Annotated in this window: 12 protein-coding genes; 8 read left to right on the top strand and 4 right to left on the bottom strand. The window is 70.3% G+C overall.

The genetic code is table 11. The annotated features are described in order from the left end of the window. Positions 1–73: 73 nt before the first annotated feature. On the bottom strand, positions 74–2,401 hold the full coding sequence (locus F0L68_RS03090; RefSeq protein WP_149847855.1) for a beta-glucosidase family protein: 2,328 nt from the start codon (positions 2,399–2,401) through the stop codon (positions 74–76). A 134-nt stretch (positions 2,402–2,535) separates the two neighbouring features. Between F0L68_RS03090 and F0L68_RS03085 the strand changes: the two genes are divergently transcribed. Together F0L68_RS03085 and F0L68_RS03080 are read left to right on the top strand one after the other, a co-directional pair. After that, positions 2,536–3,339, top strand: a complete 804-nt coding sequence (locus F0L68_RS03085) for a sulfite exporter TauE/SafE family protein (protein ID WP_149847854.1) — start codon at positions 2,536–2,538, stop codon at positions 3,337–3,339. An 83-nt stretch (positions 3,340–3,422) separates the two neighbouring features. After that, positions 3,423–3,644 carry a hypothetical protein gene (locus F0L68_RS03080; RefSeq protein WP_149847853.1) on the top strand — a complete coding sequence of 74 codons (222 nt, stop codon included), beginning with the start codon at positions 3,423–3,425 and terminating at the stop codon, positions 3,642–3,644. 65 nt (positions 3,645–3,709) lie between these two features. Here F0L68_RS03080 and F0L68_RS03075 read toward each other — a convergent pair whose 3' ends face one another. Continuing rightward, positions 3,710–5,116 carry an AAA family ATPase gene (locus tag F0L68_RS03075; RefSeq protein ID WP_149847852.1) on the bottom strand — a complete coding sequence of 469 codons (1,407 nt, stop codon included), beginning with the start codon at positions 5,114–5,116 and terminating at the stop codon, positions 3,710–3,712. 112 nt (positions 5,117–5,228) lie between these two features. Here F0L68_RS03075 and F0L68_RS03070 point away from each other — a divergent pair, with 112 nt between their 5' ends. Further along, entirely contained in the window at positions 5,229–6,908 is a 1,680-nt protein-coding gene (locus tag F0L68_RS03070; protein ID WP_149847851.1) for a peptide-N4-asparagine amidase, read from the top strand. 43 nt (positions 6,909–6,951) lie between these two features. Here F0L68_RS03070 and F0L68_RS44495 read toward each other — a convergent pair whose 3' ends face one another. Then, positions 6,952–8,463, bottom strand: coding sequence for a GGDEF domain-containing protein (locus F0L68_RS44495; protein WP_149847850.1), 1,512 nt, complete (start codon positions 8,461–8,463; stop codon positions 6,952–6,954). A 401-nt stretch (positions 8,464–8,864) separates the two neighbouring features. Here F0L68_RS44495 and F0L68_RS03060 point away from each other — a divergent pair, with 401 nt between their 5' ends. From F0L68_RS03060 to F0L68_RS03040, 5 genes are all read left to right on the top strand, one after another. Then, the gene (locus F0L68_RS03060) at positions 8,865–9,731 is read left to right on the top strand and encodes an EamA family transporter (RefSeq protein WP_149847849.1); all 867 of its coding nucleotides are present in this window, start codon (positions 8,865–8,867) and stop codon (positions 9,729–9,731) included. A 186-nt stretch (positions 9,732–9,917) separates the two neighbouring features. Further along, a complete protein-coding gene (gene lepA, locus F0L68_RS03055) occupies positions 9,918–11,768 on the top strand; it encodes a translation elongation factor 4 (RefSeq protein WP_149847848.1) in 1,851 nt (616 codons plus the stop codon). A gap of 217 nt (positions 11,769–11,985) precedes the next feature. Continuing rightward, the gene (locus tag F0L68_RS03050) at positions 11,986–12,570 is read left to right on the top strand and encodes a Uma2 family endonuclease (protein ID WP_149847927.1); all 585 of its coding nucleotides are present in this window, start codon (positions 11,986–11,988) and stop codon (positions 12,568–12,570) included. 45 nt (positions 12,571–12,615) lie between these two features. After that, complete coding sequence (locus F0L68_RS03045; protein ID WP_149847847.1) at positions 12,616–12,924, top strand: hypothetical protein; 309 nt, start codon at positions 12,616–12,618, stop codon at positions 12,922–12,924. Beyond that, on the top strand, positions 12,921–13,250 hold the full coding sequence (locus tag F0L68_RS03040) for a type II toxin-antitoxin system PemK/MazF family toxin (protein ID WP_149847846.1): 330 nt from the start codon (positions 12,921–12,923) through the stop codon (positions 13,248–13,250). The genes F0L68_RS03045 and F0L68_RS03040 overlap by 4 nt, the downstream gene beginning before the upstream one ends. Positions 13,251–13,332: 82 nt before the next feature. Here F0L68_RS03040 and F0L68_RS03035 read toward each other — a convergent pair whose 3' ends face one another. Then, positions 13,333–13,554 (bottom strand): hypothetical protein, encoded by a 222-nt coding sequence (locus tag F0L68_RS03035; RefSeq protein WP_149847845.1) that lies wholly within the window; start codon positions 13,552–13,554, stop codon positions 13,333–13,335. Positions 13,555–13,608: the final 54 nt, after the last annotated feature.

The following is a 13,608-nucleotide window of genomic DNA, read 5'->3' as shown; positions in this document are numbered from 1 at the left end:
CCGCACGGCACGATCGAGAATAGTAACAGCGGGTCATCGGCGCACCCAACTCGGCCCGCTGCGGCGCGGCCGCCTATCGCACGGTGAACCCGACGGCGGCGTCGCCGACCACCACCTGGTAGGCGCCGCGCGGCACCTCGCGCTTCCCGACCGCGTCCACATCGCCGCTGGTCAGCGCCAGAGTACCGACGTCGAAGGTGACCGTGACCTCGCGCTGCTCACCCGGCTTCAGGTCCGCCCTCGCGTAGCCGACCAGCCGCTTGTCCGGCACCAGCACGCGACTCACCGGCGTGTGCACGTAGACCGGCACGACGTTGGTGCCCGCGCTGGCGCCCGTGTTGGTGACGGTCGTCCGCACGGTGACCTTCCCGTCGGTGTCGACCTCACCGGTGACGGTCGGGGTCGAGGTGGTGAACGTCGTGTACGACAGCCCGTGGCCGAACGGGAACGCCGGGTCGTAGTTGGAGCTGGGCCCGCCGTTGGTGCCGGGCAGCTGGTCGTAGGACATCGGCTCGTCGCCGACGGTCTTCGGCCACGACACCGGCAGCCTGCCGCTCGGGTTGACCGCGCCGAACAGCACGTCGGCGATGGCGTGGCCGCCCTCGGTGCCCGGCAGCCAGGCCTCCAGCAGCGTGTTCGCGTTCGCCACGCTGCCGAGCACCAGCGGCCGGCCGGTGAGCAGCACCACGATCACGGGCTTGCCGGTGGCCCGCACCGCGTCGACCAGGCTCTGCTGGTCGGCGGTCAGCGACGGGTCCTCCTTGTCGTTGAGGCCCTCCGCGCCGGGCTTCTCGCCGAGTGCGACGATCACCGCGTCGGCGTCGGCCGCCTGTGCGACTGCGGTCGCCGCGTCCGGTGCGCTGGTCACCGTGGCGCCCGGCACCGCCTCTCGGATGCCCTGCAACGGCGTGACGACCGAGGGCACCTGGTTGTCCGGCGGGCCCTGCCAGCCGACGGTCCAGCCGCCGACCTGCCGCGCGGGGGCGTCGGCGGTGTCGCCGATCACCACCAGCTTGTGCACGCTCCTGGCCAGCGGCAGCACGTTCTTGTCGTTGCGCAGCAACACGGTCGACTCGGCCGCCGACTGCCTGGCGAGATCGCGGTCGGCCCCGTTGACGACGCCGTTGGCCGCGTTCGCGTCGACGAACGGCTTCTCGAACAGGCCGAGGTCGAACTTGAGCTTGAGGATGCGCCGCACGGCCTCGTCGACGCGCTTCGTGCTCACCAGGCCCTTGTGCACGTCCTGGAGCAGGCCGTCGGTGAACTGGCCTGCCTCGGACGGCTCCATCGCCATGTCGACGCCGGCGTTGACGGCCAGCGCGATCGCGCCGGGGTAGTCGGCGGCCAGGTGGTAGGTGTCGGTGAGCGCGCGGACGTCCTGCCAGTCGCTGATCGCCACGCCCTTGAAGCCCATCCGGTCCCGGAGTTCCGTGGTGAGCATGAACTTCGAGGCGTGCACCGGCACGCCGTTGACTGCGCCGGAGTTGATCATCACGGTGCGCACGCCCGCGTCGAACTGCGCCTGGAACGGCGGCAGGAAGGTGTCCTGCAACTCGCGCACCGGGATCTGCGCCGGCACCCGGTCGTGGCCGTTGATCGGCTGGGAGTAGCCGGCGAAGTGCTTGGCCGTCGCGGTGAGCGAAGCCGTGCCGTCCTTGCCCGGGGCGGTCTGGAGGCCGCGGACCGTCGCGGCCGCCAGCGAGCCGGCCAGCTGCGGGTCCTCGCTGTAGGTCTCGAAGTAGCGGCCCCAGCGGGTGTCGCGGGACACGTCGGAGACCGGCGCGAAGTCCCAGAACACGCCGGTGGCGCGCATCGCCCGCGAGGTGGAAGCGCCGAGCTTCTCCAGCAGCGCGGGGTCCCAGGTCGCGCCGAGCCCGATCTGCTGGGGGAACATCGTCGCGGTCACCACGTTGTTGTGCCCGTGCACGCCGTCGGCGCCGTAGATGATCGGCACGTGCAGCCTGCTGTGGTCCAGCGCGTAGTGCTGGATCGTGTTGGTCATCTCCGCGAACGCCTTGGGTGTGTTGTCCGGCACCGGGAAGTCGCCGCCGCCGGACAGGATCGAGCCGACGTTCTTGTCGGTCAGCACGGCCTGCATGCAGTCGTCCCGCAGCGCGCCCGCGGTCCACTGGCAGTCCCCGCGCAGCTTGCCGACCCGGATCTGGGTCATCTGGCCGACCTTCTCCTCCAGCGTCATCCGGCGCAGCAGGTCGTTCACCCGGCGGTCGACCTGGGCGGACGGGTCGAGGTAGAGCGCCTTTCCGTTGCTCTGCGCGGACTGGTCGTCGGCCGACTGGGCCTGACCGTTGGACTGGGTCACGGTCATGGTGAGCGCGACCGCGGCTATCGCGCAGAGCGCGGTGCGATAGCCGCGCCTGGTCGAGGGGCGGATCCGGTTCACGATGCCTCCATGGCTCGGGCAGGGACAGCGACTCGCACTCTCACCTTGTGAGGTGGGTCACGTACAGCGCCGAATGGTCGAACTTGAGAGCGCTCTCACCGAAAGCAGTACAAGCGTCCGGTTAAGCTTCTGCGGTGACGAACCCGTTGGACTGGGCCGGATTCGGCCAGATCTCCCTGGCGGGGCTGCTGTTCCTGTGCCTGGCCGCGTTCCTGGCAGGCGCGGTGGACGCCGTGGTCGGCGGCGGCGGCCTGATCCAGCTGCCGGCCCTGCTGCTGCTCATGCCGGGCGGCGCGCCCGTGTACTCGTTGGCCACCAGCAAGATCGCGTCCGTGGTCGGCACCTCCGCCGCGGTGCGCACCTACACCCGCCAGACCAAGCTGGACTGGCCGGCCGCGCTCGGCATGGCCGCCGCCGCCCTGCTCGGCTCGCTCGGCGGCGCGGCGTGCGCCAACGCGCTACCGGCCAAGGCGCTCAACGTGATCGTCCTCGTCGCGCTGGTCGGTGTCGGCCTCTACACCTGGCGCAAGCGGCAGCTCGGCGTGCACGAGGTGGCGCGGCTCGGCCGTCGCCGGCAGCTCGCCGTGATGGTCGTCGGCGGCGCCGTGATCGGTTTCTGGGACGGGCTCGCCGGCCCCGGCACGGGATCGTTCCTGGTCTTCCTGCTGGTCAGCGTCGTCGGCTACGCGTTCCTGCGCGCCTCGGCCACCGCCAAGGTGGTGAACATCGCCACGAACTGCGGCGCGCTGCTCTACTTCGTGCCGGCCGGCCGCGTGCTCTGGGGCCTCGGCCTGGTGATGGCGTGTTGCAGCATGACCGGTGCGGTGCTCGGCGCGACGATCGCCGTGCGCCGCGGCTCGGCCTTCGTCCGCCGCGTCTTCCTGACCGTCGTGGTGACCCTGGTGGTCAGCCTCGGTTGGAAGGTCGCCATCGGCTGATCGCTCACGGGCTGCCGGAGCCGTTCGAGGACTAGGCTCGACGAGCGTCAGGACGGACCCGCGAGCGGCAGTGGGTGAGGACGATGCCCGTCAACCAGCACGGCCACCCGTTGTGTTCCTGCGTGCCGCCCGAGCTGTGCGACCGGTGGTGGCACACCTGGCGGCAGTTCGTCTACTGGGCGGTCGGATTCCTCCTGGTCATCGCGGGCTTCTACCTGATGGTCCCCGGCGGCGCGCACTTCTTCGAGCAGCCCAGCGGCGTCACCTCCTGCGTCGACCGGCCCGAGGGTCGGCAGTGCTGGTGAGCAGGTAGCTCGCCGCCGTTACCGCGCTGTCGCCGTCGAGCTGTCGCTGTCCTGCGCTATCCGGGCTATCTGGTCGCACCGCCGCCGAGCACGCTCCTGGTCAGCGCCTGCCGCTCGTCGAGCAGCCCGGCCAGCGCCGTGCTGAGCGCCGCGCCGTCGAGCCGCGAGACTTCCTCGCCCTGCTGCGTTTCCAGCGCCGTCAGCACGGCCCTGCGCACCAGCTCCTTGACGAAGGACGCCGCAACGCCCTCCGTCGCCGCGACCGCCTCCTCGACCGCGGTCGGGTCGAGTTCGGCGTCCCTGGCGTACAGGCGCAGCAGTCGCTCGCGGGCGTCGGCGTCCGGGCGCGGCACCTCGACGGCCAGGTCGATCCGGCCGGGCCGGTCGATCAACGCGCGCTCGACCACCTCGACCCGGTTGGTGGTCAGCACGAACGTCACGTCCGCGTCCGCCGCGAGGCCGTCCATCTCGTTGAGCAGTTCGAACAGCACCGGGTTGCCGCTCGGGCTGATGTGGCGCGACTCGGCGATCAGGTCGACGTCCTCGACCACCACGACGGCCGGTGCGAGCCGCCGCGCCAGCGCCGAGCTGGCCTGCAACATCCGCATGATCGCCGTGCCGGACAACAGGATCACCGTGCTGTCGGTGAGCCGGCTGAGCAGGTAGCGGATGGTGTGGGTCTTGCCGGTGCCGGGCGGCCCGTAGAGCAGCAGCCCGCGCTTGAGGTGCTGGCCGTGCGCCCGCAGCCGCTCGGTCAGCGCCGAGGACCGCACCACGTGCCGTTCGATCGAGTCGAGCACGCCATCGGGCAGGATGACGTCGGACGCCGCGAGTTCCGGCCGGGGCAGGAACGACACCGCCTGGATGGCGCGGTGCTCGTTGGCGCCGAACGTCAGCACCTGGCCGAGGAACACGTTGTGCTTACGGTGCAACAGTTCGACCTCGGCGCGCACCTCGGCGGCCGTTTCCCGGCTGGCGGCCAGCACCTGCACCGAACACCTCGGGTCGCCGCGTTCCTCCCTTGCGCCGGAAATCGCCAACACCGCGGGGCTGCCGTCCGGTGCGGCGGTGCGCACCAGGCCGAACTGCACCACCTCGGTCGAGGTGTCCGGGCCGATCGCCGTGGTCACGTAGTTGACCGCGGCGAGATGCAGGGAACCGGACTGCGCGGCCGCGGTCAGCATCTCGATCAGGGAGGTGAACGGGTGCCCGCCCGCGATGCCGAACCACGCGGCGTCGGGGGAGTGCTCGGCCACGTAGGCGTCCACCGCGCGCTGGAGGTTCACGTGCTCAAGGCCGTCGAAGCGGATGGTCACGTTGGGCACCTGGGACAGCGGGCAGCCGAGGTGGTCGGTGATCAGCTTCACCAACGGGGACTCCCGCTCGGCGGAGAGGACCTGTCCCGCTCGCTCAAGCAGGTCGCGTAACGCGCGGGCCAGTGCGCGGGCGTCAGCCGGGTCGATATCGGTCATGTCACCCACCGTGGCACCGACCGTGTCCCGCCGTATCCCCTTTAAAACTTAAAATGCGTGGTCCCCTTTCGGTGGGTCCGAACGGTCCACCGCCGGGCTAGCGTCGCACCCCGTGCGCCGTCTCCTGCTCGCCACCGTGACCGCCCTGCTTACCACGCTCGGAGTGCTGGCCGCGCCGTCGGCGTTCGCCGCCGACCGGGTCGTGACCGACTACCAGGACCCGTTGCAGCCGCTGCCGCCGGTGAGCCGGCCGCCGACGAAACACTGTCAGGTCACGGCGATGAAGCACGTCTTCGCCAACTCCTACGGCCAGCCCTACGTCGGCACGCTGACGCCGCCGACGGACTGCGCGGGCCCGTGGACGAAGGTCGTGCTCGACTGGACCGGGAAGGTGAAGGGGCGGCAGTACGACCGGCTCGCCGGGCTGTGGATCGGCGGGGCCGAGGTGCTGCGCACGTCCACCCCCGAGCCCGATCCGTCCGGCATCACCTGGCACTTCGACCGGGACATCACCGCATTCAGCCCGCTGTTGCGCACCCAGCAGCCGTTCGTCGTCGACCTCGGCAACGTCGTCAACGACACCTACACCGGGCTGTACGACATCGAGGTCACGATCACCTACTACCAGGCCGACCGCCGCCACTCCGCGCCGCAGCAGGCCGACGTCGTGGTGCCGCTGGCGCAGGACGCGACCAAGCCCGGCTGGCAGGACCTGACCGACGGCAAGGTCTACACCGCCTCGGTCGGCGTGCCGGCCAACACCGCGAAGCTGACCGCCCAGGTGTACGCGCGGGGCGGCGGCTGCGAGGAGTTCTGGTGGTCCAACGTGCCGACCGACCTCGCCAAGGCGCACCCCGAGGCGGGCCTGTGCGGCGGCGGGACCTACCGCGAGGTCACGGTCCGCGTCGACGGTAAGCCGGCCGGTGTCGTGGTGCCGTACCCGACCATCTACACCGGCGGCGTCGCGCCGATCCTGTGGCGGCCGGTCTCGGCGATCGACGCGATCGTGACCCTGCCCTACACGGTCGACCTCACCCCGTTCGTCGGCACGCTCACCGACGGCGCCAAGCACACCGTGGAACTGGTGCCACCGCACGGGATCGTGGACAACTGGACGCTCGGCGGCACGCTGTTCGCCAGCACCGACCCGAAGGTCTCGCGGGTCACCGGCGAGCTGCGCGCGGCGAACGTCCCGGACGCCGCTGTCCGGACGACCACCACCGGCACCGGGCTGGACGTGAGCGTCGCGACGCACGTGGATCGGGCCTGGCGCACCGAGGGAGTGCTGCACACCTCGGCCGGCACGGTGACGGCCAGCTCGTCCGGTGACTGGACCTTCGACAACACCACCACGCTGGCCGACTCGGCGAACAAGCAGACGACCGAGCAGCGGACCACCGGCGCCTACCGCAACAGCGGCGGCTCCCGGCACGACGACGAGTCGACCGGCCGCCGCGACAGCTTCGACTTCACGCTGCGCGCCGACGTGACGCAGAAGATCGTCAACGACAACAACTACCGCATCGACGCGTCCGTCCACATGGGACGGTCACTGCGCAGTCAGGTCGGCGAGGACCGCGATCGGACGATCGCCCGCAGCGACGACTCGATCGACACCAGCGGCGGATTCGGTCGCACCAACGGGGTGTTGACCTACTCGGACGGTTCGTCCACGGCGGCGTGGCACGGCCTCGACGACGCGGGCCGCTGCTACCGCCGCGACCTCGGCACCGCACACGGCTACGTGACCTCCGACGTCACCCTCGTCCGGGACTGCGGCGACGATCGCTAAGCATTTCTGGCCAACCTAGTAAACACGGCGAACACGGTGCGCTTCAGGCCTTGAAGCGCACCGTGTTGCGGCCCGCGTCCTTGGCCGCGTAGACGGCCTCGTCGGCGTTGCGCAGCATCGCGTCCAGGTCGGCGTCCGCGCCCGAGCGCACCACCGCGCCGACCGAGACGCTCAACACTCGGCACGCGGCGTCGGCGTAGTTGCCGTTCACGTCGCGCAACGGCCGACCGCGCGGGTCGACCGGGACCGGGGCCTGCCGGCCCTTCAACACCACCTCCGCGCCGTGCCGATCGGTGACCGGGAGCTGCAACTCCGCGATCGTGCGGCGGATCCGTTCCGCGACCCGCGCGGTGCCCGCCCGTCCCGTGTCCGGCAGCAGGACGACGAACTCCTCGCCGCCGAAGCGCGCCACCACGTCCCGGTCCCTGGTGGCCGTGCGCAGTACGGTCCCGATGGCGCGCAGCACCGCGTCGCCGACCGGGTGGCCGAGGGTGTCGTTGATGCGCTTGAACTTGTCGGCGTCCACCATCAGCAGCGCGACCGGGCGGCCGGTGTCCCTGGCCCGCGCCAGCTCGCGCTCGGCCCGCTCCGCCCAGCCGAGGTCGTTGAGGACGCCGGTCTTGGCGTCCCTGCGCGCGTGCCCCCAGGCCTGTTCCAGTTCCTGCGCCTGGCCGAGGTAGTTGCCGGCCCCGACCGCCGTCAGCGCCATCACGCAGGCCAACGCCGGGCTGCTGACCAGCAGGGCCGCCGTGACGATGCCGAGCGCGACGGCCGTCATGCCGAGCACGGTGTCCCTGCGGGTGCCCAGCAGGACGGCCGTGGACGAACTCGTCCCGGACAGCGCGAGCGCGACGCCGATCAGCAGCGCGTGCGTGCTGGCGTAGACCAGCCCGGCGCCCAGCGCGATGGCGACCTGCCCGAGCGAGTCGGCCAGGTCGAGGTGCGCCCAGGTGTGCGGGCCGGTCCGGTCGAGCACGAACCGCGCGACGACCGCGGCCAGCAGCATGCTCGCCGTGGAGAAGGCGAAGCGGTACGGCGACCGGCCGACCGGTGGCCAGCGTTGCGCCCGGACGAACAGGATCAGCGCGACCATCAGCGGGGCCGGCAGCACCACCACGCCGGCGAACGTCCACGCCGAGGCGAGGCCGATGCGCGGCTGGACACCGCCCTGCGCCGCGCCCTGCTGACGCTCGTCCTGCCGCCGCGACAGCCACAGGTGCACGGTCGCGCACGCCGCCAGCAGCGCGAACCGCACCCAGTCCTCGTCGTGCGCCAGCAGGGCGCCGACCATCCGCCGGGTGACCGCGACCACCGCGAGCAGCTCGATCGTGAGCACGTAGCCGACCACGCGCGGCCGCTGCGACCACAACCCCCAGGCCCACGGCCTGCGCGCCGCCAGCCAGGACCGTCGCCCCGCGCGGGCCAGCCCGGCGAGCACGCCGCGCGCCAGCCGAGCCGACGCGGTGACCGGCGAGGTCCGCGCGGCGGGCTCGGGTCGTCGGGGCGGCGGGCAGAATCCCGGCGCGTCGACCGGACCACCTGGGCCGGCAACCACCGTCGAATACCACCCCGGTGACCGCCAGCCGGATCTGTGCAGCACGCGCGCGTCGCACGGCGCGCGCCAGTCCCCAGTCATACCTGCCCCCCAGCACGGTGAACTGTTTGGAGGTCCCCCGACCCCAAAAGTCACAGTAGGTGCTTTCCGTGCGGCACTTGGTCAAGCCGGCAACTACTACTCGAATGGAGCACGGCCGGGATCGGCCGGGAGTAGTGTTGATCTCGCTAGTGCCTAGGGTTCCGCCGCAGTCCCGCTGAGCGCACCACCACAACTAGGGACGACGGGTCAGGTCCGAGCGGCACCACCGGGGGCCGAGGGGCGGCCTTCTGTCATCTGACGGGACAAAAGCCTGGAGGAACCGGGTTTTCGCGCGCGCGAAAAACCAGAAGGGTCTCCCGGTGAGTGTCACCGCAATCCTGCTTGTCCTCGTCGCCGCACTGACGCACGCCGTGTGGAACCTCTCCGCCAAGCGGGCAGGGGCGGCGGGCGCGCTGTTCGTCTGGGGCTACTGCGCCGTCGCCACGGTCGTGTGCGCGCCGGTCGCGGTCGTCACGCTGCTGGCGTCCGGCGCGCAGCCGAGCTGGTCCTGGCTGTACGCGGCCGCGGTCTCGGCCGTGCTGCACGTCGGCTACTACCTGGCGTTGCAGCGCGGGTACGCGGTCGGCGACATGTCGGTGGTCTACCCGGTCGCGCGCGGCACCGGCCCGCTGCTGTCCGTGCTGGCGGCGGTACTGCTGCTCGGCGAGCACCCCGGCGTGCTCGGGCTGGCCGGCGCGGCCGCCGTGGTGCTCGGCGTGCTGGTGATCAGCGCTGGCCGGGCGTCGGCCGCGAAGGGCACCTCGGCGCGGGTCAGCCTGGCCTACGGGCTGGTGACGGGCGTCGGCATCGCCGTCTACACGCTGTGGGACGCGCACTCGGTCAACGCGATGGGCGTGCCGCCGCTGATCTACCTGGTCGTCGGCATGGCGATGGAGACCGCGATCCTCAGCCCGAACGCCGTGGCCAACCGGGGCAGGCTGGCCGCCCTGTGGCGCGAGCACCGCGTCGACCTGCTCGTGGTCGGCGTGCTGTCGCCGCTCGCCTACCTGCTGGTGCTGTTCGCCATGCGGATCGCGCCGGTGTCCCTGGTCGCGCCGGCCAGGGAGTCCAGCATCGTGGTCGGCAGCCTGATCGCCTGGCTGGTGCTCGGCGAGTCGAACCCGCTGCGCAGGATGATCGGCTCGGTGATCGTGCTGACCGGCATCGTCGCCATCGCGGTCGCCTGAGCCGAGGCGCCCGCCGAGTGTGGCCCCGGGAGCGCCCAAGGAGCGCCCCCGGGGCGGCCCGGGAGCGGCCCGAGCGGGTGGCCTCCGATGTGGCGTCGAGCGGGTTTGCCGGCGATGAGTGCGGAGCATGGGGCCCGGCATGGGACGATAGGGGCGTCCCAGCCCGCTTGCCCGAGGAATCACTGAGTGAGCACATTCGCCGATACCACGTTCACGCCGCCGGAACTCATCCGGAACTTCTGCATCATCGCCCACATCGACCACGGCAAGTCCACCCTGGCCGATCGGATGTTGCAGATCACCGGCGTCGTCGAGGAGCGGGCGATGCGCGCGCAGTACCTCGACCGGATGGACATCGAACGCGAGCGCGGGATCACGATCAAGGCCCAGAACGTCCGGCTGCCCTGGCAGGTCGACGGCCAGAACCACGTGCTGCACATGATCGACACCCCTGGACACGTCGACTTCACCTACGAGGTGTCGCGGGCGCTCGAGGCGTGTGAGGGCGCGGTCCTGCTGGTCGACGCGGCGCAGGGCATCGAGGCGCAGACGCTGGCCAACCTGTACCTGGCGCTGGAGAACGACCTCGCCATCATCCCGGTGCTGAACAAGATCGACCTGCCGGCCGCCGACCCGGACAAGTACGCCAAGGAGATCGCGCACATCATCGGCTGCGAGCCCGAGGAGGTGCTGCGGGTCTCCGCCAAGAGCGGCCTCGGCGTCCGGGAGCTGCTCGACGAGGTCGTGCTCAAGGTCCCGGCGCCGCAGGGCGACGCGGACGCGCCGGCCAGGGCGATGATCTTCGACTCGGTGTACGACACGTACCGCGGCGTGGTCACCTACATCCGGGTGGTGGACGGCAAGATCACCCCGCGCGAGCGGATCAGGATGATGTCCACCAACGCCACGCACGAGCTGCTCGAGGTCGGCATCATCTCGCCAGAGCCCAAGCCGAGCGTCGGGCTCGGGGTCGGCGAGGTCGGCTACCTGATCACGGGTGTGAAGGACGTCCGGCAGTCCAAGGTCGGCGACACCGTGACCTCGGAGCGCAAGGGCGCCACCGAACCGCTCGCCGGCTACCGCGAGCCCAAGCCGATGGTCTACTCGGGGCTGTACCCGGTGGACGGCTCGGACTACCCGGACCTGCGCGAGGCGCTGGACAAGCTCCAGCTCAACGACGCCGCGCTGACCTACGAGCCGGAGACGTCCGCGGCGCTTGGGTTCGGTTTCCGGTGCGGCTTCCTCGGGCTGCTGCACCTGGAGATCACCAGGGACCGGCTGGAGCGCGAGTTCGGCCTCGACCTGATCTCCACCGCGCCCAACGTGGTCTACCGGGTCGTGCTGGACGACGGCACGGGGGAGCTGATCGTCACCAACCCGTCGGACTGGCCGACCGGGCGGGTCGGGGAGATCTTCGAGCCGATCACCAGGTGCACGATCATCGCGCCGAGCGACTACATCGGCACGATCATGGAGCTGTGCCAGACCAAGCGCGGTCAGCTCGGCGGCATGGACTACCTGTCCGAGGACCGGGTCGAGCTGCGGTACACGATGCCGATGGCCGAGATCATCTTCGACTTCTTCGACGCGCTGAAGTCCCGCACCAGGGGTTACGCGTCGCTGGACTACGAGGAGTCCGGCGAGCAGAGCGCCGAGCTGGTCAAGGTGGACATCCTGTTGCAGGGCGAGCCGGTGGACGCGTTCAGCGCGATCGTGCACAAGGACGCCGCGTACGGCTACGGGACGCGGATGGCGACCAAGCTGCGCGAGCTGATCCCAAGGCAGCAGTTCGAGGTGCCGATCCAGGCCGCGGTCGGCTCTCGGGTGATCGCGCGCGAGACCATCCGCGCCATCCGCAAGGACGTGCTTGCCAAGTGCTACGGCGGTGACATCACCCGTAAGCGCAAGCTGCTGGAGAAGCAGAAGGAAGGCAAGAAGCGGATGAAGATGGTCGGCCGCGTCGAGGTGCCGCAGGAGGCGTTCGTCGCCGCGCTGTCGACCGACGAGTCGTCCGACAAGGGCAAGGGCAAGAAGTAGCGCTCGAACGTTGTGGGGTCGTGCCGCCGGTCTGTTGACGGTGGCACGACCCCACAACGCTGGGCGGGTCCATGGTGCGCGGGTCCACTCGATGGTGTGAAGGATTCGGCTGGGGGTCGGCTCGGGGCCGGTTTTGTCGGGGTCGTCTGATGTGTTGTGGCCATGACCCCCGAAGGAGGGCACCATGGTTGCCATGCAAGCCCCGCCAGCTTCGTCGATGCCGCCGGATTCTCCGGCGCCGTCCTGGCTTCCGCCTGGTCGTCCGCTCACTGTGGACGACCTGGAGACGTTGCCCGATGACGGCCACCGATACGAGCTCATCGACGGGATGCTGCTCGTGAGCCCCGCCCCGGGAACTCGTCACCAGAAGGTCGTGTTGCAGACCGCCTTCCGGTTGGAGCAGGTCTGCCCGGACGATCTCCATGTCCTGGCCGCGCCATACGCGGTTCGTCCCTCGAACACCGTCGAACTACAACCGGACGTTCTGGTCGCCAGGGATGAGGACCTGACGGACAGGCTGCTTCCGGTGGCCCCGGTGCTCGCCGTGGAAGTGCTGTCGCCGAGTTCCGCCCTGAGCGACCTGAACTACAAGAAGGCGGCCTACCAGCGCCTCGGCGTGCCCAGCTACTGGGTCATCGATCCACAGGAGCCGACGTTGGTCGTGTTCGAGCTGGACGAGGACGGCCGGTACGAGTTGGTCGCCGAGGTCAAGGACCAGGACGCGTTCGAAGCAACGCGCCCGTTCCCGGTTCGGATCGTGCCGACGGAACTTCTCGGCAGGCTGGGTCAGTCCAGGATGTGACTGTGCAGCACATTCTGCATCACTTGGTGATGTAGAATGTGCTGCATGAGTAGGCGCGCGACGTTCACCTTAGAAGAGTCGGACGAGGCTGCCGTCTCGGCGTTCGCTGACCCTGAGCGCGCCGAGCACTCCGCGCTGGTCGCGTGGGCCGCCGAACACGGCATGCAGGTCGGCAGCTCGGACGCCGCCGTGATTCGTGCGCTGCTCCGGGCCGGCGCCGAGGCGCTGCGCGAACAGGTGCTCGAGCAGGGTTACGCCCAGCTTGCCGCCAGCAGGACCGACGAGGAGACAGACGAGCGCCGCACGCTGCGTGCCCGCTACGTCGAGCGCACGGACCGGAGGATGCCAACGTGACCCCACCGATCCGTGGGCAGGTCTACCGAGTCGATTTGGGGCACGGCCCCAAGCCGTGGGTCATCGTCAGCAACAACGTGCGGAACCGTCAGCTCGACGACGTGTTGGCTGCGAGGATCACGACGACGGACAAGCCGGTGCTGCCGACGGTCGTGCGGCTGAGCAGTGCCGACCAACCGCTTGTCGGTTCGATCCTGGCCGACGACATCGTGCAGCTCTACCGCGACGAACTCGCGACCCCGGTCGGCGCGTTGAGTCCGCAGACTCTGATGAAGCTGAACTCGGCACTCGCGATCGCGCTCGCCCTGCCGATGTCGTCGGCCTGACCGACCGTCCTACGCGGCTCTACCAGCGTGTCGGCTTCGAAGCAACGCGCCCGTTCTGGTTCGGATCGTGCCGGCGGAACTCCTAGGCAGGCTCGGTCGGTCCAGGTAGCCGCCGTACGCCAATCCGCGCGGCCAGATCCTGCTGGGTCAGCTTCGCGCGCTTGCGAAGTTCGGCCAGCCGGTAGCCGAGGATGTGCGCGTCGGTTCTGTCGCGGGCGTCGGCCCGCGCGGCGTCGACGTCGCGGCCGTTGGCGAGGTCGATGGATTCCTTCTCGGCTTTGACGTCCTTCCACGAACGGCCCATCTCAACTCTCCTCCTCATTGAGCGACGCCAGGTGTTCGTCGTAGCGACGCTCGG

Source organism: Solihabitans fulvus, assembly GCF_008386585.1.
Classification (GTDB): Bacteria; Actinomycetota; Actinomycetes; order Mycobacteriales; family Pseudonocardiaceae; genus Solihabitans; species Solihabitans fulvus.
Note: the sequence above shows the minus strand (reverse complement) of the source record. Positions and strands in the feature narration are given on the sequence as shown.

Bases quoted from the DNA above. Each gene is read 5' to 3' on its own strand.
- F0L68_RS03080 (WP_149847853.1), top strand. From the start codon at position 3,423: ATGCCCGTCAACCAGCACGGCCACCCGTTGTGTTCCTGCGTGCCGCCC.
- F0L68_RS03075 (WP_149847852.1), bottom strand. From the start codon at position 5,116: ATGACCGATATCGACCCGGCTGACGCCCGCGCACTGGCCCGCGCGTTA.
- F0L68_RS03050 (WP_149847927.1), top strand. From the start codon at position 11,986: ATGCCGCCGGATTCTCCGGCGCCGTCCTGGCTTCCGCCTGGTCGTCCG.
- F0L68_RS03045 (WP_149847847.1), top strand. From the start codon at position 12,616: ATGAGTAGGCGCGCGACGTTCACCTTAGAAGAGTCGGACGAGGCTGCC.
- F0L68_RS03035 (WP_149847845.1), bottom strand. From the start codon at position 13,554: ATGGGCCGTTCGTGGAAGGACGTCAAAGCCGAGAAGGAATCCATCGAC.